The organism is Pedobacter sp. GR22-6 (assembly GCF_037402555.1).
Classification (GTDB): domain Bacteria; phylum Bacteroidota; class Bacteroidia; order Sphingobacteriales; family Sphingobacteriaceae; genus Pedobacter.
On sequence record NZ_JBBEUC010000002.1, the window covers coordinates 565,472 to 591,580 of the forward strand.

The 26,109-nt window shown below is 44.4% G+C and carries 19 protein-coding genes; 2 read left to right on the forward strand and 17 right to left on the reverse strand.

Going from position 1 to position 26,109, the window contains the following annotated elements; genetic code table 11:
* Positions 1–2: 2 nt before the first annotated feature.
* Both WAE59_RS09970 and WAE59_RS09975 read right to left on the reverse strand, forming a co-directional pair.
* On the reverse strand, positions 3–3,152 hold the full coding sequence (locus WAE59_RS09970) for an efflux RND transporter permease subunit (protein ID WP_337855808.1): 3,150 nt from the start codon (positions 3,150–3,152) through the stop codon (positions 3–5).
* A 2-nt stretch (positions 3,153–3,154) separates the two neighbouring features.
* Positions 3,155–4,294, reverse strand: a complete 1,140-nt coding sequence (locus tag WAE59_RS09975; RefSeq protein ID WP_337855809.1) for an efflux RND transporter periplasmic adaptor subunit — start codon at positions 4,292–4,294, stop codon at positions 3,155–3,157.
* A gap of 280 nt (positions 4,295–4,574) precedes the next feature.
* Here WAE59_RS09975 and WAE59_RS09980 point away from each other — a divergent pair, with 280 nt between their 5' ends.
* A complete protein-coding gene (locus WAE59_RS09980; protein ID WP_337855810.1) occupies positions 4,575–5,408 on the forward strand; it encodes a universal stress protein in 834 nt (277 codons plus the stop codon).
* Here the strand turns inward: WAE59_RS09980 and WAE59_RS09985 are convergent.
* The 4 genes from WAE59_RS09985 to WAE59_RS10000 form a co-directional block, all read right to left on the reverse strand.
* Positions 5,405–6,169 carry a LytR/AlgR family response regulator transcription factor gene (locus WAE59_RS09985; protein ID WP_337855811.1) on the reverse strand — a complete coding sequence of 255 codons (765 nt, stop codon included), beginning with the start codon at positions 6,167–6,169 and terminating at the stop codon, positions 5,405–5,407. The genes WAE59_RS09980 and WAE59_RS09985 overlap by 4 nt on opposite strands.
* A 10-nt stretch (positions 6,170–6,179) precedes the next feature.
* Entirely contained in the window at positions 6,180–7,190 is a 1,011-nt protein-coding gene (locus tag WAE59_RS09990; protein ID WP_337855812.1) for a sensor histidine kinase, read from the reverse strand.
* A 250-nt stretch (positions 7,191–7,440) separates the two neighbouring features.
* Entirely contained in the window at positions 7,441–10,335 is a 2,895-nt protein-coding gene (locus tag WAE59_RS09995) for a beta-L-arabinofuranosidase domain-containing protein (protein WP_337855813.1), read from the reverse strand.
* A 212-nt stretch (positions 10,336–10,547) separates the two neighbouring features.
* Positions 10,548–10,952 carry a hypothetical protein gene (locus WAE59_RS10000; protein WP_337855814.1) on the reverse strand — a complete coding sequence of 135 codons (405 nt, stop codon included), beginning with the start codon at positions 10,950–10,952 and terminating at the stop codon, positions 10,548–10,550.
* 194 nt (positions 10,953–11,146) lie between these two features.
* On the opposite strand from WAE59_RS10000, the gene WAE59_RS10005 reads away from it, so the two are divergent.
* Positions 11,147–14,059, forward strand: a complete 2,913-nt coding sequence (locus WAE59_RS10005) for an outer membrane beta-barrel protein (RefSeq protein ID WP_337855815.1) — start codon at positions 11,147–11,149, stop codon at positions 14,057–14,059.
* Between the two features lie 2 nt (positions 14,060–14,061).
* Here WAE59_RS10005 and WAE59_RS10010 read toward each other — a convergent pair whose 3' ends face one another.
* From WAE59_RS10010 to WAE59_RS10060, 11 genes are all read right to left on the reverse strand, one after another.
* Complete coding sequence (locus tag WAE59_RS10010) at positions 14,062–16,227, reverse strand: peptidase domain-containing ABC transporter (protein WP_337855816.1); 2,166 nt, start codon at positions 16,225–16,227, stop codon at positions 14,062–14,064.
* 7 nt (positions 16,228–16,234) lie between these two features.
* Positions 16,235–17,404: an HlyD family secretion protein gene (locus tag WAE59_RS10015; RefSeq protein ID WP_337855817.1), complete on the reverse strand. Its 1,170-nt coding sequence runs from the start codon at positions 17,402–17,404 to the stop codon at positions 16,235–16,237.
* A gap of 64 nt (positions 17,405–17,468) precedes the next feature.
* Positions 17,469–17,687 (reverse strand): hypothetical protein, encoded by a 219-nt coding sequence (locus tag WAE59_RS10020; RefSeq protein WP_337855818.1) that lies wholly within the window; start codon positions 17,685–17,687, stop codon positions 17,469–17,471.
* Positions 17,688–17,918: 231 nt separating this feature from the next.
* Positions 17,919–18,479: a WcaF family extracellular polysaccharide biosynthesis acetyltransferase gene (locus tag WAE59_RS10025; protein WP_337855819.1), complete on the reverse strand. Its 561-nt coding sequence runs from the start codon at positions 18,477–18,479 to the stop codon at positions 17,919–17,921.
* Positions 18,458–19,825: an exosortase Y gene (xrtY, locus tag WAE59_RS10030; RefSeq protein ID WP_337855820.1), complete on the reverse strand. Its 1,368-nt coding sequence runs from the start codon at positions 19,823–19,825 to the stop codon at positions 18,458–18,460. Before xrtY ends, WAE59_RS10025 begins: the two co-directional genes overlap by 22 nt.
* Positions 19,812–20,960, reverse strand: coding sequence for an XrtY-associated glycosyltransferase XYAG1 (locus WAE59_RS10035; RefSeq protein WP_337855821.1), 1,149 nt, complete (start codon positions 20,958–20,960; stop codon positions 19,812–19,814). Before WAE59_RS10035 ends, xrtY begins: the two co-directional genes overlap by 14 nt.
* Before the next feature lies 1 nt (position 20,961).
* Positions 20,962–22,377, reverse strand: a complete 1,416-nt coding sequence (locus WAE59_RS10040) for an exosortase Y-associated Wzy-like protein (protein WP_337855822.1) — start codon at positions 22,375–22,377, stop codon at positions 20,962–20,964.
* Entirely contained in the window at positions 22,358–23,458 is a 1,101-nt protein-coding gene (locus WAE59_RS10045) for a glycosyltransferase family 4 protein (protein ID WP_337855823.1), read from the reverse strand. The genes WAE59_RS10040 and WAE59_RS10045 overlap by 20 nt, the downstream gene beginning before the upstream one ends.
* A gap of 9 nt (positions 23,459–23,467) precedes the next feature.
* Positions 23,468–24,133 (reverse strand): ABC transporter ATP-binding protein, encoded by a 666-nt coding sequence (locus tag WAE59_RS10050; RefSeq protein ID WP_337855824.1) that lies wholly within the window; start codon positions 24,131–24,133, stop codon positions 23,468–23,470.
* A gap of 3 nt (positions 24,134–24,136) precedes the next feature.
* Positions 24,137–24,982: an ABC transporter permease gene (locus tag WAE59_RS10055; RefSeq protein ID WP_337855825.1), complete on the reverse strand. Its 846-nt coding sequence runs from the start codon at positions 24,980–24,982 to the stop codon at positions 24,137–24,139.
* Complete coding sequence (locus tag WAE59_RS10060; RefSeq protein ID WP_337855826.1) at positions 24,979–26,106, reverse strand: glycosyltransferase family 4 protein; 1,128 nt, start codon at positions 26,104–26,106, stop codon at positions 24,979–24,981. Before WAE59_RS10060 ends, WAE59_RS10055 begins: the two co-directional genes overlap by 4 nt.
* Positions 26,107–26,109: the final 3 nt, after the last annotated feature.

Here is a 26,109-nt window from a genome sequence, read left to right on the forward strand (position 1 = left end):
AATTAAACGTTTTGATCAGAGGCTACCGGTGATTTTCCGGAAACTTTTTCCTGGAGGTACTGGAACAACATAAACAATAATGGGATCACAAAGACGCCCAATACGACTCCGCTGAACATCCCTACTGCAGCTCCTGTACTGATTGAACGGTTACCGACAGCGGTACCACCGGTCGCGATCATGAGCGGGATCATCCCCACAATGAAGGCAAGCGAGGTCATGATGATCGGACGAAGCCTGGCCTTGGATGCTTCTAAAGCAGATTCCAGGATGGAAAGCCCGGTACGCCTGCGTTGTACTGCAAACTCAACGATCAGAATGGCATTTTTAGCCAGAAGTCCGACCAGCATGATGAGTCCCACCTGTACGTAAATGTTATTGTCCAGTCCCACCATCTTGATGCCTGCAAAGGCACCCAGGATACCTGTAGGGATTGATAAAAGAACTGCCAGCGGCAACAGATAACTCTCGTATTGTGCTGCAAGAAGGAAGAACACAAAGAGCAGGCAAAGGCCAAATATGAAAATCGTTTGATTTCCAGAAGCCTTTTCCTCCAGGCTGAGCCCGGTCCATTCGTAGCTGTAGTCTGCCGGCAGTTCGTTCAATACCTTTTCTACGTTTTCCATGACTTGTCCATTGCTGAAACCGGGTAGGGCCACCGCGTTGATGGTAACGGAATTATACAGGTTGTAACGATTTACCGATTCAGGTCCATATACCTTGTGCAGGCTGACCATTGATTTGACCGGTAGCATCTGGTTTTTGTCATTGCGGACAAAGATCTCATTGAAGGCTTCCTCATCTGTACGGAATACACCGTCTGCCTTCACATTGACACGGTAAAACTTACCGAACCTGGAGAAATTCAGCGACTGATCGCCAGAGAAATAGGTTTGTATAGTACCAAGCATTCCGCTCACGCTTACGCCCATTTGTTTGGCTTTGTCTTCGTCTACTTCCAACTCTAGTTGTGGATAATCTGCCCGGAAAGTGGTATAAGCGTATTGTACGCCTGGCTGTTGCATGATCTGTCCGATCACTTTATCAGCCATTGCTTTCAGTACAGCTGGCTCACGCGAGTTGCGGTCCTGTAAAACGATCTCTGCTCCGCCAGTTACGCCATAGCCCTCTACAGGTGGCATCCTTAAGGCCATCACAGTTCCTTCTTTTATAGAACTGAGTTTGCCTGTAATATCAGCCAATACGGCTTCGATGTCCTTGATCTCGCCCCGGTCTTCTTTGTTCTTTAGTTTCACGAAGCCCATTCCATAGCCAGCACCTGCACTACTGCTGAGGATATTGTAACCCGAAATACTATTGTTATTTTCAACCGCAGGATTGTTATTCAATATCTTGTCTATTTTGTGGAGCACAGCAGTGGTACGGTCTAAGCCGGTACCCGGAGGCATACTTAAACTATATAGAATAAAGTTGTCGTCTTCCATCGGTACGAAACTTTTGGGTGTACTGACCATCATCCATATGGCGATGCTTGAAATCAGCAATACCAGAGCTGCAGCAATTGCTTTTCTTGCGGCAAGAAAACGTAGTCCGCTGATGTACCTTCTGGTCAGCTTGTCGAAGCCCGAGTTGAAGCCCATGAAAAAGCGCTGCTTGAAGCTGGTTTTCTTGGGCTGGCCGTGATGACCTGCAGCATGGGTGTTTTTGAGCAACAATGCACATAGGGCGGGAGTCAGCGTCAGGGCGTTAACTGCCGAGATGATGATCGCTATGGCCAATGTATAAGCAAACTGCTTGTAAAATATACCCGATGAGCCGGTCATGAAACCGATCGGGATAAATACTGCCGACATGACCAGGGTAATGGAAATAACTGCACCCGTGATTTCCTCCATGGCGCCATGTGTGGCTTCCTTTGCAGACAGGTCACTTCCTTCCATTTTACTGTGTACGGCTTCCACGACCACAATGGCATCATCCACTACGATACCTATGGCCAGTACCAGTGCGAAAAGCGTCAGGATATTGATGGTGAAACCGAGTACAAACAGGAAGAAAAAGGTACCTACAATAGCCACCGGGACCGCAATGGCCGGAATGATGGTGGACCTGAAATCCTGCAAGAACAAAAACACGACGATGAATACCAGGATGAATGCCTCGATCAGGGTATGTTTTACCTGCGATGTTGCTTCATCCAAACGGTCTTTGGTACTCATGAGGTTGGCCACCTTAATGCCGGGAGGAAAGGAGCGTGCCGATTTCTCCAGCTCTGCCTTGATCCCAACTTCGATGTCATTGGCATTGGAACCCGAAGTCTGCAAAATAGCGATGGTTACCGCTGTTCTTCCATTGGATAAACTGTTGCCGCTGTAAGAGATAGAGCCAAATTCTACCCTGTCCACGTCTTTTAACCGGATGACATTGGCACCATTGTTACGGATGACCATGTCTTCATATTGGGTAGGCTCATTCTTTTTACCTTTATACCGGATCACATATTCCAGAGCGGCATCAGATTCTTCGCCCAGTTTCCCCGGTGCAGATTCCAAACTTTGATCGGCAATAGCGTTGGTCACATCGGCTGGCACAAGACCTGCACTGGCCATCTTTCTGGGGTTCAGCCAGACGCGCATAGAATAATCTTTGGCACCGAATAATTGTGCCTGTCCGACTCCCGGAACGCGCTTTACCTGTGGGATCAGGTTGATGTTGGCGTAGTTCTGTAAGAACACCTCATCATATTTGCTGTTGTCTTCGGTGTAAAGGTTGAAGATCATCACCATACTGTTCTGCTGTTTGGAAGTGGTCAGTCCCATTCGGATTACTTCCTGGGGCAGAATTGGTGTGGCCTGCTGCACCCTGTTTTGCACATTTACAGCAGCCTGATCAGGGTCTACACCCTGCTTAAACACTACTGTAATGGAAAAGGAACCATCGTTACTGGCCGATGACCTGATGTACTGCATGTTTTCAACTCCGTTGATCTGCTCTTCCAAGGGGGTCACTACAGAACGGATCACGGCTTCACTGTTCCCACCCGGATAGCTTCCGCTCACCATCACAGTAGGTGGCGAAATGTCCGGGAAGCGGGTTACTGGAAGTTTAGTAAGACCCAGGATACCTAGTATCAGCAAGACTACAGAGATTACCGTAGCCATTACTGGCTTGTCTATTATCTTTTTTAACATTTCTATTTTGATTTAACGATCTGAGCATTCACCTGCATGCCATCTACAAGGACATCTATATTGTTTAATGCGATCTTGTCTCCGGCTTTAATGCCACTTTTTACCAAATAATTCTGGCCCGATCTTCCGGCGATCTGCAGCGGGGTCATGGAAACTTTGTTACTGTCACCCAATGTGAACACAAAAAACCTGTCCTGGATATCTTTTACACTGGCCATCGGGATGCTCAATGCGGATGCTACTGTTTGATTGATGACCACTCTGGCCGATCCACCCGACCTTAGCAGTTTGTCGGGATTTTGAAATATCGCTTTCAGGGTAATGCTTCCTGTAGTTGGATCTATGTTTCCACTGGCAGTTTCAAGTTTTCCCTTTTGGGTGTAAGTACTTCCATCGGCAATGACCAGTTCTACATTATTGACTATACCGGGATCGGCCGCTACATCCTTACGGAAACCGATGTACTCCGCCTCACTCATGGAAAAGTACACAAACAAAGTATTGATGTCGGCCAGTGTGGTGAGTGGCTGTTCGTCTGAAGGAGTCACCAGGTTGCCGATCCGTTTTGGAATCCGGCTGATGTAACCACTTACAGGCGCCTTGATCAAGGCGAAATCTGCATTGAGGCGCGCCGAACCTACACCTGCTTTTGCTTGCGCTACTGCGGCAGATGTGGCCTCATAGGCCGCCTGGGCAGATTTTAGCTGGATCTCGGAAACCACCTTTCCATCTACAAGCGGCCTGATCTTTTCGACTTCTATTTTCGCTGTGGCCTGATTGGCTATGGCCGACTTCAGCACGGCCTGTGCATTGTTGACCTGCTCATTGAACACTGCCGATTTGATCTGGAACAGGCTTTGTCCTTTGGTTACGTAATCGCCCTCTTTGACGTAAATGGCATCGAGGTAGCCACTGACCTGGGCCTTCACATCTACGCTAACGCTTCCCTCTACATTTCCAGGGAATTTTTTCTGGATGCCAGCTGTGGCTGTACCTGCTTCGAAAAAGTCTACCTGGGGCGCTGGGACAGCAGCTGCCTCATCATGTGATTGGCCTCCTCCACAGGCACTGATTATCATAGCAGCAGTAAGACATAAGAGTCCGTTTAAAGTTCTTCTACGCTGAATAATTTGCTGAATCATTTTTTTCTTGATTATAATTTAAGGAGCAAAGTAAAGGAGTCCTGCGCCCGGAATCTGAAATACTTTGCTGAATCGTAGATAATTGAACTTGAATCGAAGCAGGGTGATTCCGAATCCCCGAGGCCATATCTTTTAAAGGTAAAGCGCTCTTTTTAGCGCTTTACGGTTGAGCAGAGGCAGGTTTACCGTTTAGGTGCATCTTTTCGGCATTCAGCAAAAAATCCCTATCGGTCAGCACAGCGGCTGCCTAGATTTGGAGCATTATCAATAACCCTTAGTTATGAAAACCATCATTGTTGCCACTGATTTTTCGGCCGAAGCAGAAAATGCATCGATCTACGCAGCTACGGCTGCTCAGCAACTGGGTGTCAGGATCATCCTGTTCTCCCTTCAGAACGTATCTATACACGCACTCAACTCCAGGCTTCCTGGAAGCACATTCGACCACATCATCATCCAGTGTTATGAAATGGTTGCTGAAGCTGCGCAGAAGCTTGTTCACAAATATAAAATAGAAGTAGTGCCCGATCTGGCTACCGGTGATTTTTATGAGGAAATAGAAAGGTGCCAGGCAAAATACCGGGCAGAACTGGTGGTGTTGGGCATGCCACAGAAATCGCTGGAACAGGATTTATTGGGCAACACTACCACTAAGGCCATTGACCGTTTGAGCATTCCTGTACTGGCTGTTCCATTGACCGCGAGCTATAGGGAGATCAAAAAGATTCTTTTCGCCTGCGATGTCATGCGCGGGGTTCAGACAAAGGTCTTGCTGCAGGTACGGGAACTGGCAAAATTATTAGGGGCAGAGGTAGAAGTATTTCATGTTCAGAACCAGGTTCAGGCTTTGCAGGAAATGGAGCTAGAGGAAAATTTTGAGTTGATCCGCCATGAGCTTTCGGGGATACGTTATGTTTACAAAGGGGTAGCCTCCAACAAGATCGTTGCAGCCATCAGGTCTGAGCTTCTCGCCAGCAATACAGACTTACTGATCATGCTTACGCACAGGTATGGATTTTGGAACAGTCTGGTACACCGGAGCAAAACCAGGGAAATGGCGGCAGGTGCCAGTGTACCATTACTTTCACTACCGATCAAACCTGGAGGGGCTTAAGAGTCCATCCAGGCTTTGAACTGGGGAGCTTTGTCGCGGCTAATGAAAATTTCGATGTGCCTGCTTTTTTTGAGTGTCAGCTTGAGCCGGCCGTTGAAAGTATTTACGATCTGGCCAATGGAATCTATGTGAATGATCATTTGGCGGTTGGCCCTGAAAAACAATTTGGGGTCCAGCTGCTGTTCCAGCTCTTCCATGCTTTGAGGGAGCACTTCCTCGCCATCCTGATTTAGTTTGGCGTACATGATCTTTTGTTCGAGAAAGAAATACTCAACATCAGCAACCAATAGTGTTTTGTAGCCATCTCTGTAGGGCAATAAAAATCTGCTGCGGTAGTCGGTTTTTTCACGTTTCAGAAATGACAGCAGTTCTTCTACGGAAGGTTGTACACCATCCTGGTAGCTTTCCAATCTCAATAAAGCATTTTTCAGTTCCTCCTGATCGATAGGTTTGAGCAGGTAATCTACACTGTTGAATTTGAATGCCCTAACCGCGTATTCGTCGTAGGCAGTAGTGAATATGACAGGACAAGATACTTTGACACGTTCAAAAATCTCGAAGCTGAGCCCATCGGACAGCCGGATGTCCAGCAACATCAGATCAGGTTGGGGCTGGCTCTGTAGCCAGCTAACTGCATCTGCAACACTTTCCTGTACTTCTGCAATGTGATAAGATGGGCGCAATTCAGTGATGAAACGCCTGAGCCTGTCGGCATTCGGTTTTTCATCTTCAACGATCAATATGTTTTTCTTCGTTTGCATGTGATTGTCTTTAATAATTTCCAAGCTTCAGTAGTGGAATACTTACCTTATAGGTCGACTGGTCTTCCTGGATGTTTGGTTCCTCGTTACTCAGTAAACGGTACCTGTTGATGATATTAATGAGCCCAACACCCGAGGCCAGGGGCTTTCTTTCCAGAGGGATCAGGTTATTGGAGACCTCCAAACGGTTGTTTGCGTCAACTTTAATGTCGATATTTAGTGGCACGCTCTTGAGCGTTTTGTTGTGCTTAAGCGCATTTTCGATCAGGATCTGCATGGTCAGCGGCGGCAGCTGTAAATGGAGGTGTTCAGGAGCTATATCAATGTCAAAGACTACGCCGGTGCCGACCCGCTTTTCAATGAGGAAAATATAAGCTTGCACAAACTTGAGTTCATCTTCAAGGCTGATGAGGTCTTTTTTGGCATTCAACAACAAATAGCGGTATACCTTGGAAAAGTTCTCCGCATACGCGTATCCCAGTTGCTGGTTTTCCAGGATCAGTTCCGAGAGTACACTGAGGTTATTGAACACAAAATGCGGGTCGACCTGAAGTTTAAGTGCTTGTAGTTCAGCTTCTGCAGCAGCCTGTTTAAATTCTGCTGCCTGGAGAGAGGTATTCTTCCAGTTGTTGATGAGGTAATTGGCCGTATTGATGCCGCTGATCATTATGGCGATGATGGTACTCACAATCAGCCACTGGCCAATACCTCTGATTTCCTCTTGGCCGATGTCTATATTTTTGTCGTCAAAGAAGTAGCCAAGTGTAAATTCCATGGAAATGATGAGGGCTGTACAGACGAGTGTAGAAAGCGTCTGAAGCGCCAGGCGCAGCACTGGCCGTTCCATCCAGGAAATTAAGCCATTGAATTTGGTGTTGATGAATATGCTTGCCTCAGAAATGAGGATGCAGAAAAATAAAGAAAAGAGAAGTTCTATGAGAATGACTTTGACAGGGCGGAAGAAGAACTCCTTCCAGTAATTTGCGTAAGGATCTATCAGGTAGGAAATCAGGTAAAGCATGATAAAGGCGAAGAGGATAAAAAGTATCCTGCGCCCCTTGTTGGTTAGAAAAGTTTCCCGGTTGTCCTTCCTCAATAATTACTTCAATCAGCACAAAAATAGAGATTAAATGAGCGCTTGAAGCTGCTATCTTATTCATTCGCCAAAAACAGTGGTTAAATCGCCTGATGGCAATGCTGAATCGTAATTGGATTTCATTTCTAATTAGAATATCTGTTCCCGGGAACTTTGATGACCATCCCTGGAGAATCTACTTCAACCTAACATCCAGATAAACAGAGTGGCGCCCATAGCTGTCATAAAAGGGCTTAAAAACAATATTATCAATACTAAATTCTAGCGTTTGTGGATCACCTTTTATTGATTTGCTGATATCCTCTGCATCGAGAATTACCTGGCGCCATTCTTTTCTTGCTTCAGGTTCCTGGGCGGCGAGTAAGATAGGGCCATAAAACAAGCTGGCTATGTTTTGCTGATCCATTACAGGGTCCAGGTGAAATTGGAAAGGCATTTTTAATTCTACAACATCGCCATCTTTCCAGCTGCGGTTGATTTGCAGGTAGCTGCCTGGCTTTGCCTCCAGCTTTTGTCCCTGGCCATTGATCTTCACAAAGAAGCCTTTGGTAGCCCAGCCGGGTACACGCACATTGATGGCGAATTTTCCAGCACCTCTTATTGTCAGCTGCGTGTGGTCTTCTTTCGGGAAGTTGGTGCGCTGCTCCAGGGTAATGCCACGTTCTTTCCAGGTCAGGGTAGAGGGGATGTAGAGGTTGACATAAAGCGCTTTATTGTCTTTGCTTTTGAAATAAATGGAATTCTGCAACTTTGTGCTGCTTTCTATGGCAGTGCCATTGCAGCAGGTAAAACCCTTCATGTCGGCATTGCTAAATTGCTTCATGGAGCCCGGCCTAAGGGGAACATGATAGGTGTTGGCTGGGCTATGCTCGGCTACCGAAGCCAGGATATGGTTGTACAAGCCACGCTCATAATAATCCATCAGTTCGGCACGCGGATCGAAAAGAAAGAGGTCGCTGGTGAGTTTCAGCATGTTGTAGGTAGCGCAGGTCTCATTCTGTCCACCCTCAGAGAAACCATTTTCATATAAGGTGGAGGGCTGAGTCAGGAAGCATTCTGCATTCGGTGGATTACGTGCACCGGCTACCCCGCCGATACTGTACATGTAATCATTTACAGCCTTATACCAGAAATTATCTGCGATTTTATAATATTCGGGATTGAGGGACACGTGGTACATTTCTATGCTGCCTACCATTTGCGGGATGTGCTGATTGGCATGCAGGCCGCGGAAATTATCGACATTTTTGGCCAGTCCATGGCTGTGTGCAGTATTACCAAAGAACACTTTGATGTTGTCAAATAGCTGTGCCGTTTGTAGGAATTTTGGATCTTTTGTGATCCGGTACAAGTGTGCCAGGGTTTCGTTCATCCCGCCAAATTCACCGGCGATGTAGGTATTCCACATCATGATCCGCGTTTTGGCAGGTAGTTTGCTCAGGCGGGCATGCACCCAGTTGGCCATTCCTGTAGCAATTTCCAATGCTTTTTTATTGCCGCTGACTTCGTAAATATCTACTAATCCTGCCAGGATTTTGTGCAGGGTGTAGTAGGGCGCCCAGATCTGGTTCTTTTGTCCGCCATACTTAGCTCCATTTTCCAGCATAATGAACTGGTCTGGTGGGTAGGCGCTGATGAAGCCTGTACCCCAGTTCCAATAATCGCTGCGAATACCAGCGTCGCTGAGATCAGAGTCATAGGCCGATTTCCCAGGGCCATAGGGTACGAGTCCGGGATCGGATACCTGTGCAGCCTTGCCTGCCTTCGCTTGTCCGGATAATTTAGCCAGGTCATAGAGGGTGTTAACCATGTACTCCATTTTGCTGGAGAAATTGGCTTGAAGTGCCTTATTGTAGCCAGTACTGGCATAGGCCTGGGCTATTGCGGTCAGGTAATGCCCTGTTGCATGGCCCCTCAGTTTGGTATCCTGCGTGTCCCACACACCTAGAGGTTTTGCACCTGTAGGTTGCGGCTGGTCAAAGGCATGGCGGAACATGTATAAAAAGGAATTTGGGTCGGTGCCGGCAAGGGTGTTGATGAATTTGTCGCGGTTCTCCATGAATTTACTTTCATGTCCATGTGCATCCGGATTTAAGCTGACCTGGTCCAGCGGAAAGGTTTCCAGTTTTAAAGCCGGTGTGACCGGTTTGCCGGCTTTGTTTACCGTGATGAATGCTTTGGGCTGAAATTCCGTTCCGGCTACCCGGCCGGTAAGGGTATAGGTGCCGGGTTTTAGTACCGCGCTATTGTCAATTGCCGCAGGCCAGATCACACGGACTCTGGGACCTTTGAAGTTGTTTTTATAAGTTGCATCTACATAACTGGGTAGTCGGGGCAAAGTTCCAGTTTCAGTCTCCACCTTCACATCAGCTACCTGTGTTAGGTAAATGTTGTAAAGCTGTGCTTCGGCCTTCGGAAAGACGGGGAGATCATCCTCCGTTTTGGTTTGGCTTGTTGTAATTGGATTATTGCCCATGACCTTGTTGTAAATTCCTGCAACCTGGCTTTTGCTGAGTGGGATCCTATAGATGCGGAAGTCGTGGATCATGGCATTCAGGTTGGGTAGTACGGCTTGCTGGCCGATCAACTTTTTGAATGCTGAGGGGATGTGCTGGGCCTGGCCGATCGGCTTGGCATCCACATAAGTGACTACGGATTTTGAGGGGACATCTACCACCATGCTCAGGTGTATCCATTTGTTGGGTGGTACAGCCGGTAAAAGCTTAAAATTTGACCGTAGGTATATCCATGCAGATATGCTGACCGATTCTACGTCTGTAAGGACTTCTGCGGGAAGTGTGATGGAAACACTGCTGTCTCCATTGAGCGACAGTACTTTCCCAAAACGGTTGTCGACTGCGAATTTCGGTTCTTTGCCCGGAGATTTGCCATGTAGGTTATTTCTGGACCAGTCTTTCAGGTCGCCATTGAATAAATAGCGCGCAATCATTCCTGTTTCGCCAATTCCATCCAGGATCTGATCGCCATTTTGCGCCTGAGTGTTTTGTGTGGCCTGAATTAAGCAGGCTGTGAGCAGGAAAATCCGGAATAATATATGGTGTGTCGTCATTTTGAATCATCTATTGAGTAACTCTCCCCGTAACTGAGGGGGCATCGTTGTCATAAAACTAGGAAGATTACTCGTTCTTGAGTAAGTATATTTTAGCTGATCTCTACCTGATATTAGCAGTTAGTCAAGCGCTCTGTGGAGATGGGATATTCATGAAAAAGCCCCTGAACGAGACTGTTCAGAGGCTTTTTTTGCGTTTAATGGTTGTCAGCTTACTGACCTCCTGAACGTTCTTGCATGCGTTTTTTCATCGCTTCAGCACGTTCAGCCTGCCATGCAGTGAATGCTTTTTTCTGCTCATCGTTCAACAATGCAGCAACTTTGGCATTAGTTTGTTCGTTTGCTTTAGTCATCATCACACGAACTGAATCACGGTTGCCACCGTTTTGCATCGATTCGAAAACCTTTGCCATTTTAGTGCCTTGCTCAAGATATAAAGCAGTGACTTTAGTTTTCTGATCTTCAGTTAGTTTTACTTTTTCATTCAATTGCTCTACGTTTCTTTTAGCTCTTTCCTCAGGTGTACCGCCCATCCGGTTGCCACCCTGGCCTTGTTGTGCTTGTGCGAATGTAGTTGCAGCAAAAACAAGCATGCAGATCATCATTAATTTTTTCATTTTCTTAAAGTTTTTTGGTTATTAATTGCTGCTTGGAGTCTCAGAAATGCAATAGGTTTAATTGGGGCTGGTAACTTAATTGTTGCATCGATGGGTATTGTAACAAAATAACCGCAAATGTTAAATCTTGTTTAACCTGATTAAACCTATGTAGGCTTCGGCTGTCCTAAAGCCAAAAAAAAGAACGATACAACATGAAGAAGTACCTTAGCCGAATTACATTTTTAATCCTGATGACCATAGGTGCTGCAAGTGCGACTGCACAAGATCAACCGGCTCAAACGACACCACCACCGCTACCTGTAAGAGAGATCAGCGGAATTGTAAAAGACAGTACAGATTTGGGAGTAATCGGGGCTACAGTATCACTTACTTCGGATAAAGATACTTTAAAAACATCGACGAATAACGACGGAATCTTCGTGTTTAAGAATGTGAAGTCGGCAACTTACACCATAGTGGTGCAAAGCATAGGGTACACCAAAACGCCGGTGATGCGCTACAAGCAAAATGATATGATCGCACGTATCGTGATGGATCCGATTCTTCTGAAGGAGGAAAAAAATACGCTGAACACGGTTGTAATCAACGGAATCCCATCAATTACCTACAAAACGGATACGGTAGAATATAAGGCTAGTGACTATGTGGTGCGTGCAAACGCTTCCGTAGATGAGTTGCTGAAGAAAATGGAGGGGATGGAAGTGGGTAGTGATGGAAGTTTGGTGCATCAGGGGCAATCGGTGACGAAAGCTCGCTTAAATGGAAAGGACTATTTGGGTGGGGATATTGCTAATGCCATAAAGAACTTACCGGCAGAGATCGTAGATAAGATCCAGATTGTGGATGATTATGGGGATCAGGCGGCGAGAACGGGAGTGAAGGATGGCGACGCTTCAAAGGTACTGAACATCACAACCAGGACGGATAAATCGGTGGGAAATATGTTGAACCTCAATGCCGGAGCAGGTAACGATGAGCGTTATGAAGCCGGATTGTTTGGTACACGAATTAATGGGAATCAGAATATAGGTGTAAATGCTAATTTGAACAATACCGTGAATGGTGTAGCGGGCGGAAATAGTGGGGGAGGAAATGCTTCTGGTGGCTTTTCTGGCGGAGGTCAGGGTGGCGGCGGAAGAGGTGGACAAGGTGGCGGAAATCAGGGCGGTGGCCAGGGTGGCGGAGGAAGAGGAGGGGCGTCAGGGGGGCAGTCTAGCTCAGGTGCATCTAGTGGAACTGGAGGTACAACTACTGCCAGTAATGCTTCGGTAAGTATGCGTGATCAATTCGGAAAGTTGGCAGTTAATTTTAACTATGGGTACACGGGGACGGATGTAAATTCATTGAATAGCAGTAGTTCTCTTGAGGTGACTTCTGCCGGACGAATTTTCGCGACACGTGGTAATTTAAGTGAGAATGATACGAGGAGCCACAACCTGAGGTTGGAATTGGAAGCTGATTTAGATAGCAACAATTTCCTTAGATTCATTCCTACGCTTAACTATGGCTCTACTAATGGCTTGAGAAGGGATTCGCTGTATCAAAATGGTACACTTGGAGGGGAAGACTTTCGTCAGGATCAGATCAGTTTTAATAACACCAAAAATACGACACCAAGATTGGGTGCTTCGGTTTTTTACCAACATACATTTAATAAGCCCAGACGAAATTTTTCTTTCCAGGCAGACATCAATAGCAATGAAACAAAAAATGAGCAGGAACAAATTACCAATTTCACAACCTATAACGCTGTTGGCAGCCCAGAAGAGACCTTGGAAAACAGAATCGTCCTGCGCAAAAATTTGCAAAGTAACTACCGGGGAAGCTTAACCTATGTGGAACCCCTTGGTCTCAATACGCAGTTGGAATTCAATGCACAATTGAATTATAATGGCTACGACAATAATGCTACAACAAGAGATGCGGCTGCGGGAGCTGCGTCGCAAATTATCGATTCATTGAGTAACATTTATAAATACTCGTTTACGCAAGGCCGGGTAGCATTGAACTTCCGCTATGGTTTGAAAAGTGAGTCTAAAGTGCGATTTTCTCTCGGCTTAACGGGTATTCCATCTGTGTTGTCCGGAACGAAAGAAAGCCTGGGTACGACTACCAGCAGAAGCAGTTTTAACCTGATCCCAATAGCACGGCTTGAATACATCTTTTCACGTCAGCACCGGATATCTCTTAACTATTCAGGGACGGCAACTGAACCAACCTTTGATCAGATACAGCCCGTGCGTGACGTGATCAACCCGCAAAATCCAATAGTAGGTAATCCGGACCTATTGGCGAGTTTTACCCACTCGATTAACGGAAATTATAATAACTACATCGCCAATTCCAAATTAAACTATTCCCTGAATTTCAATGCTTCGTTTTTAGAAAACTCGGTGATTAGAAATAACGTACAGTATACAAGTGAAGATAATAGGCTGATTACAGAGACCAGATTTATAAACGCAGATGGTATATATCGTATCAACGGTAACTATTCAGTCAGCAAACAATTGAGTAATAGAAAATATAACCTTTCGTTAAGCGGTAATGTCAACTTTAACCATGGTGTGGCTATGAGTAATAACTTATTGACAACTACTGATACCTGGACTTTTGTAGAGCGTTTTGGTCCAAGGATCAATCCAACTGAATGGTTTGAAATTAATCCAAATGTTTCCTATAACCACACCGACTCAAAAAGTAGCCTTTCTGACGCAAATTATTCGACGAATACTTTGGCACTGAATGTAGATGGCAGGGTGATCTTATGGGATAGCTGGATTTTCAACTACAATGCCAGTAAGAACTATGTGAGTGGGATTGCAGCCAATGTGACGAATAATCCATTCGTAATCAATGCTGCTATCGAAAAGGAACTGTTCAACAGAAGAGGCAGGATTACTTTCCAGGCTTTTGATGTGTTGAATCAGAACAACTTTGTAACGCGCGAGATCTTAGATAATGGTGGATATGTGGATACGAAGTCGAATGCGTTAAGCCGTTATTTCATGTTGAAACTGAGCATGAGATTGCAAAAATGGACAGGTGCTTCGGGAAGGAATGGAGGGCCTGTGAGAAGAAGGGGAGATGGTAGTTTCATGTAGGATCAGTTGCTGCTGAAATGGTTTGGACTTTGGAGTTTCCATAAATTGGCATAAAAGGAACTGACACGGCTTAGCAATTCCCGGTGGGTACCTTGCTCTATTACATGACCTTTATCCAGCACAATGATCTGATCTGCATTATGCAGGGTGCTCAAACGGTGGGCGATTACGATCACCGTTTTGTTTTCTGCCATAAGCACATTGATCATGCGCTGTACATATTGTTCAGAAGCAGAATCCAGGGAAGAAGTGGCTTCATCAAGTATGAGGACCTCCGGGTCGCGGTAAAGTGCCCGGGCAATAGCGATCCGCTGACGTTGTCCCCCGGACAAGGTAGCTCCATTTTCTCCGAGATGAGTTTGGAATCCGGCAGGCAGCGCTTCTATAAAATCTATTATTCCCAGTTGGGTAGCGATGTCGATGATCTTCTGCATATCAGGCTCATAGTCGCCGATAGCGATATTTTCGATCACAGTGCCTGAAAAAAGATCTATTTTTTGAGGAACCACCGCTACGAGTTCACGAAGAGAAGAGTTTTTAATGTATTTGAGGTCATACTGGCCGAGGCTGACATTGCCTTGTTGTAGCGGGTATAGGTTTTGTAAGATGGCCATGAGGGTCGATTTGCCTGAGCCACTCTCGCCCACAATAGCAGTAAATTTACCCAGCGGTATTTTTAGGTATAGGTTTTCAAACACGGGTGTCCGGCTGCCATAACGGAAGCTTACATTTTCAAAACGTATGTCCCCGAGTTGCTCTCTGCGGATGTCAATTTGATGGGCTTCTTCTTCACGTTCCAGATCCATAATTTCGAAGAGCCGATCGGCGGCAATAACGGCGTCCTGCACAGTCTTGTTCATGCCTATGAGTGAGGAGACGGGGCCTGTGAAGTAGCCAATCAATGTATAAAAGGAAAGAAGTTCTCCTGGTGTAATCTCATTGTCGAGCACAAAACCTGCGCCCAGCCAAAGCAGACTAATCGTGAGTGCACGGGATAGAAATTCTGTGGAAGTTGCGGAAAACAGTCCGTTCAGGTTGGATCGGAAACCAGTTTGAAGAAGCTTGATGAAGCGTTCTTCTGTTTTTTCATTGGCATAGTTTTCCAGTCCAAAGCGTTTGATGGTGCCTGCGGCATTCAGGCTTTCTACCAATTGAGATTCCAGTTCCGCAGAATCTTCCATTAATCTGCGTTGAGCTTTCCTGTTCAGCTTATTGGTGATGAAGTAGATGCAGCTGTAGACCGGGATGACAGCAAGGCTGAAAAGAGCCAGTTTCCAATAGTAGGTAAACATCATGATGAAAGAAAAGAAGACGATAAAAACATTTACCAGGAAATTGATGCTAACGTCGTTTAAAAAGGCCCGGATTTTTACTGCATCGCCGATTCTGGACATGATCTCGCCTACACGCATGGTATCAAAAAATTGTTGCGGTAATTTGAGGAGGTGTTTGTAGTAGCCCAGGATCAATTGTGCATCAATCATCTGACCTGTCTTCAACGTAAATACGGTTTTGGCTGTGCCGATGAATAACTGTAAAAACAAGATCGCCATCATGGCCAGTCCCATGAGATTAAGTAAATTACGATTGGCGTCGACCAATACAAAGTCGACGATCTTCTGCACGAAAACTGCAGTCGACAAACCAAGTATCGTATACAGGACTGCACCGAACAGTGCCTGAACAAGGATGCTGCGGTGCGGCCTGATGAGGAGCCAGAAGCGTCTGGACATGGATGTTTTTTGATCTCCCGCACGGAAATTATCGGAAGGGAGAAGGATGATCAGGTTACCTGTCCATTCGGTTTTAAATTCTTCGTGTGTTTTTCGATGAAGTTGTCCGTCCATTGGGTCCATGACCTCAATGTATTTCTGCGTGACTTTCCTAATGACGACATAGTGCTGCAAGATGCTGTCTATGATGAGGTGCGCGACTGCGGGTTTAGGGATTTTGAATAGGCTTTCGAAAGGACCTTTGACTCCTTTTGCTTCAAAACCCAATTTCTGAGCGGCCTCAACCATACCTACAATGTTTGTCCCTTTTTTATCGGTGCCTGCAAGTTGGCGGATTCGGGCTACAGGTAAGTTTAATTTATAATAGGCTGCAATGGAAGCCAGACAGGCCGCACCGCAATCTGTGATGTCTCGTTGTTTTATTTTGATGCTCATGGACTTTCTAGCTGTTACTTCGGAGGTTCGGATTTACCCAGTCATCTACTTTATCATATAGCAATTGGTACAGGCTGCGTTCGGTGACGGTAAAGCGTGCGGTGAAATTCATTCCTTTTTTGAGGTAGCCCTTGTATCCGTTCTTCAGCATCAGGTAGTGCTGGTTGAGGCTGCACCTGACTTTGAAAACCGGCTGTTCATTGACCAGGATAATGTCGTCTGATATGTCTGTTACCCTTCCATTGGCAAGTCCCCATTGGTTATAGTTGAAGGCGTCGACCTGAAACCGTACTTCTTGTCCAATTTTAATCAGGCCAATATCTGCCGGTCTGATGTAGCAGAAAGCCGTGATGCTGGTGTCCGGAGAGATTTCGCCGATTTTTTGATTGGCAAATACATAAGCGCCGTTTTGAATACCGGTCAGGTTCTGAAGTGATCCATCAATTGGAGCCTTGAGCGAATACTGTTTCTTCTGCTCGTTGATGTCGGCCTGCTGGCCAGAGAGTTCGCTAAGTTCATTTCGATATTGATTGGCTTCGGTTTGCCAGAGCGTTCTGTATTTACTGCTGACCATTCTATAGGAGGATTCAGTTTGCTGAAGTTCATAGCGGTAGCGGTCGTGTTCGGCTTGGGTGAGCACATTTTTCTGATAAAGCTTATCGTATCTGTTGAATGTGCTCTCTGCTTGTTTTTGCGCATTGCGCGCATTTTCCAGTTCTTGAGCAAACTGCTGCCAGGAAGCCCGGTATTGTCCTGTCTGGAGGCTTGGATAGCTATAGCCATTTCTATTGATATAGACCATCAATATGCGGATGTCCTGAAGAAATTGCTGAAGCTGCCGTTGCCGGTTTTGAACTATTGCCCCCTGTTGTTTGGGGAGGGCAGCGTCGATGACCAGTAGCAGGTCACCCTGCTTTATTTTTTTATTGTCGGAGATCTTGAGTTGGACTAGTCTGCCGCTTACGGGAATGATGAGCTCTGTTTTCTCTAGGGCAGACTGAAGAGAACCAGCGCTTTTGACACTGATAGGGGTTTTGATAAAGGGTAATAAAAGGAGTATAATAAAGATGGTGAATAATGTGGTCAGGTATATGAGCCGGGTCGACTGACTAATTTGGGCACGATACACCAGTACGTTGTTGGCAATGGTTTCAGTTGAATACCTGGAAATGGACATGTGGCCAGTTTGTTAAAAAAAGAGCCAATGTACTGGGGGGCAGTACCTGGCTCTTTTTTGGGTTTTAAAGATTCCAGACTAGTTTGATCACGGAGTCTACCTGTTTGCTGAGGTAAGCAAAGGTGTCGTTCTTTACTGTGGTTACGGTATCAGTTACTGGTGTCAATACACCGTTTAAACGTCCACCAAGGAGACCGCTTAGCAGTCCTCCGCCCTCAAGCGTGTTCATTTCAGTGGAGTTCATTTCCTGAACACCCAGCTGGTTTAATTCTAGATTTTTCATGGGTCTATAAAATTTAGTTTTAATAGGGTTGTTAACTTATAATAGGAGGTAGTTTTTTTCCTTACTCGTTACAGGCTTTTCAGGTTCCGCCTCTGTTTTGGCCAAACATCAAGACGAATGTAATGGTATCGGTGTTAAGTCAATTCGTTCAAGTTGTTCAGTTGGAGAGATTTGTGAATTTTTCGAGCAAATGAAATGAATAAAGTTGGGGAAAGTAGTGTTTCTGTGGAGTTAAGGGCTTTGCAATACCCTGGTTCGCGCCGGACGTGCAGGATTGCCCCTGTAAACTGTATAGGCCAATAAATCTGTATTCGCCAGAGCAGCAGTCATCAATACGGAATGGGTTTTAGCGGTGACTCCCGGACAGACAATTGCCCGGGTTGCAATCCAAACCCCATCTTCAAGTACAATAGGCTTAGTAATCAGTTTAAATGAGTTTGAGGTATAGTTGTGATTTCCTGTTAATAGTATTGCATCTGCAGATATACATACATTTTTTCCAATACTGATATAGTCCAGATTTTCAATTTGACATTCGCCAAGCCAGGAATGGTCACCTATGCTGAGTTTCCATGGGTATTTAATATGAATAAAAGGTTTGATCCTTACGTCCCTGCCAATTTTGGCCCCAAATAATCTTAGGATAACAACGAGTATTGTGCTAGAGGGTATCAGTCCAGACCTAAAGAACAGAAGATTGCTCAAATACCAAACGGCAAGCTTTAGCCTGGATGCCCCGACCTGGAAATTGCCTTTGTCGAAGTTCTTTTTTAGTTGGGTGTGTCGGTCCATAGGTAAATGAATAAAGCGATGAGAAGGTATATGCTAATATTAAACAAGAGGTGATGATCGAAGAAGTTGTCGGATTTGTAAAAAAGAGCAATTAATACCAGTCGGAGGATATTCATTAATTGTATGGTTATGACGCCCAGGAAGATGAATCCGAATTTTGTTTTGAGCGGCTTAGGGAAAGCCAGGACGAAGGCGGTAAAACTGCTCATAATTCCATAGCCGAGACAGGAATAAACCAACCGGAAGCCAGAATAATGCCGGACGGAGAGGCCTGTTTCGTTTGTGTAGACAGTATATCCGAAATTCCTAAGTAGAAATGCGCTGGCATGAATGTCGAGTTTGCGCCAGGCTTTGATATAGTTGATATGCTGATCAAACCATTTAATGTAGAAACCTCCCGGGGTGCTGACCGCAATAAAAAATATATGGGTGCCATAAAGCAGTGAGAACAGAATTACAAATCGGATTAGAAAGTTATCTTTTCTTTGTTGATTCTCCTTATGCTGTAGTTCTTCCAGCTTCATGTCTACGACCAGGCGGAACCAAAACCCTTGTAAAAAGTGGAAAATGATGCCAGTTCTTCCGTCCAAGATGCCTCCGCGAATAATGAGGCGATAAAAGAGGTATAAAGCTGGGCGAAGGTAGAGAGGAAGTTTGGTCCATAGGTTTTTGAGCCACAATTTGCGGTTGTTAGGCGCACCAAACAAACTGGGATGGATACTGGGCAAGATGGGGTATTTTCGCTTATATAGTTCCTCTTCTGCAAGTAGATCACTGTACCTATTGTGCTTGGTGAGCCAGAAACTAATGCAGTTTTCTTTTATATTTTCTTCGATCAGGTAGCCGGATTTCCAAACCTTCGTTTTTCCAGTAACTATAAACCGGTGGTCCATATTTTCATTTAGATCTGACCAGCCTTTTCCATAACGGAACATTTTCAGTAGGTATTTTGGGAAATACCCTCCATATTTGATCCAACTGCCTCTGAAGTAATTTTTTCTGTTGAAATAGATTCCGTCAATTGTTGAATGCGCTTCATTTCTAAAAACCTTCAGTAAGCCAATCAGTTCATTACTTAATACCTGATCTGCATCCAGGCAGATTACCCATGGCGTACTGATTGGGAAGACTTTTAGTGCATGATCCCACTGTTGCGGATGGTTATGGAAGCGATGCTGGGCAAAGATAACCTGGTTTTCTTTGCAAATTTCAAGCGTACGATCGTTACTATAAGAGTCCAGCACATACGTGGGAGCGTGAAGAGTGGACAGAGAGGAGATGAGTCTTGGCAAATGTAGCTCCTCATTGTACGTAAGGATGATAATGGAAATATCAGTGTTTTTCACGAATTTGTTGGTAAAGATTGATGTATTGCTGTGTAAGTAGGACCTGATTATAATGTTCTTTAATGAGGGAAGGTGCAATCGTTTTGATGTTTTGTCTTTTTGCTTTATTGTGATGAGCCGCTTTGAGCACCGATGCAATCTTTATATGGTTGGCAGGGGCTACCCATCCCAGTTCGTTTGCTTTTACGTATTTCGCAAGGCCAACATCCTCAGATATGGCAACTGGTGTTCCTGTAATAAGACTTTCGAGTATAACATTGGCAAAGTTTTCATTGTGGGAAAAGAGCACCAGCAAATGGTGTTGAGCGATCATTGCATATTTGTTGGAATTGGTTGCAGGCCCAGTCCAGTTGATTTTATCAGCAATACGCAATTCACCAGCTAATTCTTTTAGCACTTTGATATAAGTTTCTAAGCCATCTCCGGCAATGGTCAACGTCCATTTATAGTCAAGGAGATTCAATGCATAGAATAATATTTCGAGACCTTTCTTAGGGTCGATACGGGAAAGAAAGATCATTTTGAAACTTGCATCGTCAAAATTTGAATTATTCAGGGGAATGTGGGGCCTGGTGTCGATCATGTTAGGGATTGTGGAAATGTGTTGTACCTGCTGAATAGGCAATAATTCTCTTCTTTCCTGCTCGCTGGTGCAATGGAGGTGACAATAACGGATCAGTTCTTTTCCAATATGCTGGTGAAGCAGGTATTTAATGGTGGTGTTGCCAGTCCCAAAGCTATACGGCGATAACATTCCCCTTGGAGATAGTACCACTGGTATCTTCTTTAGTTTGGCTATAATGCAGGACAGTATTGAGACCAGGTTCCACCAGGAATGAATGTGTATAATTGTGGTTTTGGCATCTGCTTTTTGATATAGATTGAACAGGAGTTTCGGAGAAAAGTGAGAGTGGTCTTTGCTGATCCTCCTGAAATAATAGGTTTTAACTCCATTAATGAAAACCGGTGTGTTTCTTGGTACGTTGAGTTCATACTTTCCATTCGCAGTGGTCGTCAGTACTTCTATTTGCAGTTCATTTTTTACCAGGTTCTCGCAAAGAAATGATACGGACTGTGTGGGGCCGCCATAACAGTAAGCGGGTTTATATGCGGGAATTACATGTATGATTTTCATGTTATAGCGGATTTTTTGTGATCGTTTTAGTTATTATCATGAATTGGTGTATGATGAGCAGCAGTATGATTCCATAGCATAGATTATTCAGCAAAAACTCTATATTATTACCCCTCCAAAGTGGTTGGAATATACTGTTGAAGATGATGCAACAACCAAGCTGGTGCCCTCCAAATAGTTTGACGGAGGTATTGCAGAGAAATTGACATGTGATCCCGTAGCAAAACATATAAATAAATATCCCAGCTGCGCCTCCCATTAAATAGCCATCTACTACGGGACGGGTTTTAGCTGAGACGGGCGAATCGCGGTTCACTACACCAAAACGATAGACTCTTTCCATGGCAATTTTTTCAGTAGAGGGCTTATCTGCCCAGATCATCTTGGGGATGAGTGCGTAGAGGGACTGTAGGATCATTTGTTGGAGCGTTAGCTCTTGGTGGTCGGTATTGTATTTTACATATTGTATAAACATATCCATTTCGCTGATTCTGCTGTCGAGAAATTCCTTGCTGTTGTTAAGGATAAGATCTCCTTCCGTATGCTCAAGGAAGATTTGATATGCATTTGTTCTTGCCTCCTGAGGTTTTTTACCTAAAATCCAGGCTTGAGTTCTAATGATTCCCGTAAAAGTTGGAAGTATGTAAAGTAGGAGCAGAGCGCAAATGGGAGCGGCGAGTGCAGTTATTTTGGGATAGTACGGAAATGCCATGAATATAAGGAGGATGAATTGCACGATGATTACCTCTTTGTATCCGGTAGAAGCAGCATTAAACAATTGATAAATAAATAATAACAATCCTGGAAGCCAGTCTCTGACCGCTCCTTTTTTCAGACCTCTGATGAGCAAATAAATGGTGCACGCGATGCTGATGTTATACAATGGATATTTAAACTGAGATAGACCGGGGATGTAATTGAGGATGCTTGAGCATGTTATGGCCGAGAACGCGAGCTTGATCACCAGATGAGGCGTTTTTTTTAGTGTATATTTTTTGAGGGATTGGGGAGGCCTGACTACCACAATGCCAGTAACCAATGCTGCATGTGCAAGTAAGGTGTATCGTTGGCATTGCGCGATCAGAATGATCTGTTCATCTGATGCTGCAAGTAGTATACTTTCTTCACTTAAATCGTCAATTTGGTTGAAGAAATAAAAGATAGAACTAGAGCACATGAAGCCTGCGAAGATCAATTGAATTATAATAATTGGCCGCATGACCTGTAAGCGAAAGGGTCGCTGAGAATTACAGGGACTCAAGCCTGAGAAGATGCTCAGGTAAAAGATGACTAGGGAACCTGTCCATGCAATGAAATAGGAGGCTATTGGGTTGTAGTCCAGGTAAATGGATGCTATCCAGGGTGTGAATAGTGCAGGAATTAATTTTGTCTGTGTGTTAAAACTGTTGAATTCCATCTAGTATGCCATTTACTTGTTTGTCAAAATTCCAATTGCCAATGATCTCCAATGATGCTTTACCCTGCTTCTGGAGTTTGGATTTGCTACTGATCATGATGCTCAATTTTTCTTTTAAGTCCTTCAGACTGTTGTTTTTGAACGTACAACCATTAGCGTCCTGAATAAGATCGGCAGTGCATCCAACGGTTTCTGCTGCCAGGATGGCTTTTCCTGCGGCCATCGCTTCGTTAATGGCTAGTCCCCAGGTCTCATGTAAAGATGGCATACAGAATAGATCACATGCCTGGTAGAACTGAGGCATTTTGCTTTGATTTTGAAATGGTAAAAACAATACTTTATTAACACTGTACTTTCGTGCGATTGTTTTAAGACGGTATTCCAGAATACCACTACCAACAAATAATAAGGTTGCATCTGGATAGTTGATCTCCAAAAATGCCCTGAGTAATAATATTGGGTTTTTGTTGGGATGGAGCTTCCCTGTAAAAAGTACGAGAACTTCAGTTTCGGGAATTCCTAGTTTTTTTCGAAGGCTGCTGGTTTCTTTATCCTTTTCATTCGTGATTTGTGCAAACCTTTTGTTGTCGATGGCATGTGGTGCAAAATGAAGCTGATGGTCTCCTAATCCAAGCTTTTTGAAGTAATGCCGATTAGCACTTCCTACATAAAAGGCATGGTCGACATATCTATAAATGGATCGGAGTATTAGGATTCTTAACGCATTTTTGAACAGGCCGTTTCGTTTGAGCATATTCGAATCACCACGTAAACCGATGGGAATCTTTTTGCTGAACTTATATAGGATCTGTAGATGTCTGAGATGTGCCCATCCATAGATTAGCAAATGTGTAGGTTTGAAGCGCTCTATGGGTTGTAGCGTATTGCGTTTGGGTAGAAAATCGTACTCATAGCCCTCAAATAAAGGTATGTCCCAGGCTATGCTTCTTTGGAATTTGGCATCATAGGTTTGCTTGCGGGTGTCTGTGTAAAACACTTTGATTGTTGTTCTCCTGGCCAGCATGCTGAATACGGGGCTGTAATAAGGAACAGGGTGGTGAATGACAATGGCTAGTTTCATGATTTCCTTTTATTCTGCGATCTCACCCTGGACTAAAGTGATTTTTCTGTTGGAGAGTTGATCAAGTTGAGACCCGTTATGGCTCACAATAATGATTGTTTTTCCTTCATTTCTGTTGACTTCCACGATTTTCTGTATTGCGAATTGCTGGAAGGAATGATCTCCGATAGCCATTACCTCATCAAGAATAAGGATGTCTGTCGCCAGATGTACTGCGGCTGAAAATGCAAGTCGCATATGCATTCCTGATGAATATTTTTTTACCGGGAGTTGAATGGCATTTGTTAGTCCTGAGAGTTGGACGATGTTATCTATACATCTGTCAATCTCAGACTTTCTCATGCCAAGCATTGCTCCGTTGAGGTATACATTCTCCAGTCCCGTAAGGTCCCCCTGATATCCCATGCCTGTCTCCAGGAGGCTGGAGACCTTTCCCTGCCCCATTACGATTCCGCTTGTCGGTGCAGTGATCCTGCTCAGAATTTTTAGCAAGGTACTTTTTCCAGCGCCGTTACTTCCGCAAAGTGCGATGATTTCTCCTTTTTGTACCTCGAAATTGATGTTTTTGAGTGCCTGAAAAACTTGTTTTCTAGCTTTTCCGGAGTTCCGGTTGCTCATGGTGCAAACGTAGCTTTTGCATAGGTTTTCGGCTTTGATCGCAGTATTTTGGTTCATGTTTTAGAAGTAGTCTATGAAATTTTGTTGTGCTTTTTTAAAGACTACAAGTCCGGATAGCAATATGATCACAGCAAATGTAGTCGTGTATAGCAGGGAATTCATATCGTGGTTTCCCTTGCCGAACCAGGCATATCGAAAGTGTTCAAGAAGGGTAGATATAGGATTCAGTTTGATGAATATCAATAGCTTTTTTGGTGTTGCCGATTGAGGAAATATGACCGGGCTTACGTACATCATCAGTTGAATGCCAAACGCAACAAGGAAACTGAAGTCTCTGTATCTTATGGTAATTGAAGATACGATCAGCCCTATACCGAGCCCCAGAGCAGCTGCATTAGTCAATAGTATTGGAAGAACAAGTAAATGCATACGAAGCTGGATGGGGTATCCTTTTAAATGATACAAAAAGGAAAGTAAGCAGAGAACGCTCAGTTGAATCGCGAAACGTAATAGTAAGGAACCGATTGTCGCAAGAGGTACCAATACTCTGGGGAAGTAGAATTTACTAAAGACTTTGGCGTTGTCTTTAAAGATATTTGCTGTTTTGTTGATGCTCTCTGCAAAGAAAGTCCACATCACAATCCCTGATAGATAAAATAAAAAAGGAGGAATATTATTTGTTGGAATTCCGGCAAGTTTCCCAAAACTGAATGTAAAAATAAGGGTACTGAGTATCGGCTGGAGGATAAACCAAATTGGGCCAAGCAAGGTTTGGTGGTATTGTGCCCGAATCTCACGTTGTACTAATTTTAGTAAGAGATATCGATGAGAAAATATAGCGCCCATATCCAGGTTGACAGGGGATTTTAGAGGCTTGATTGTCCAGTATTGTCGTTTGTTTTTCATAGGTTGGATTTCAGGCTTTCAAGTAGCTTGACGATGTGTTTTTCATAATTCGGGTAGCCAAACTGAGCTAAGCATATCCGTTGTTGATTTTCTGCTGATATTTTTTTTGGACTGTTTAATGTTTGTTTGATTGTGCGCTGGAGTAAATGAAGATTGTCGGGATCCACCGTCGAGCCTAGAGCTCCACTGAGCAATGTTTCTCTGCTACCGTCCGCATTTCCGGCAATGACTTCACATCCGCAGGTAGCCGCTTCTATGAAAGCAATTCCGAAACCTTCTTTCCTGCTGGGGAGCACAAAAATGTCGGCGAGTAAGTAGTGGTCCACTAATTCATTTTCCGGGATAAAGTCTATCAGCTTCACGTGATTTTCCAGTTTGAGTAGCCGGATGAGATGATGGAGTCGTTCTGTTTCTTCCTTTTGTTGCGTTCCGCAGAGTAAGTATTGCAGATTTGGGAAATCTTGCAATAGTTCAGGCATGACAGCAATCACTTTATCATATCCCTTCTGAACATCATGACTGCTCATGCGGGTAATGCTCATTAAGACTTTCTGTTGCGATAACCGATATCGCGCTTTGAGATATGTTGGTTTGTTAAAGGTTAAAGGAATGCTGAAGAAAGGATCGAGACAATTTCTAAGGATACTGATCCTGCCTTCTGATATCGAATGTTCTTCTATCATGGTATGTTTTGTGAACTCACTCACTGACCAAACGAGCACTTCAGTATTGAGAAGGTGTTTCTGCCAAGTATTTAGTTTTCGCCAAACTTCCACTCCATGAGCAATTAAGATGATAGGGGTCTTTCGATTAAAAATCCTGATGATGGGAACTACAGGTAGTAAATTGACATGACTAAGGATGATTGTTCCTGCGCTAAACTGTTTAACTATAATTTCTTTCAGAAATTTGAATTTGTTTCGCTTGAAGCCCCTGAATTCACAGTTTTCAGTGTATCGAATAACTGGTTTGCCGTCATGTAAAGCAAGTGCACAGAAGTTGGATTTCTCTTTTGTGCAAATTTCGGAGAGCGCATGCGTTAGTGTTTTACATACCTGTGGAATTCCACCCGTTTGACTAAAAGTATTCAGGCTCAGTAATAAAATCTGTTTTTTATCTTTCATGAT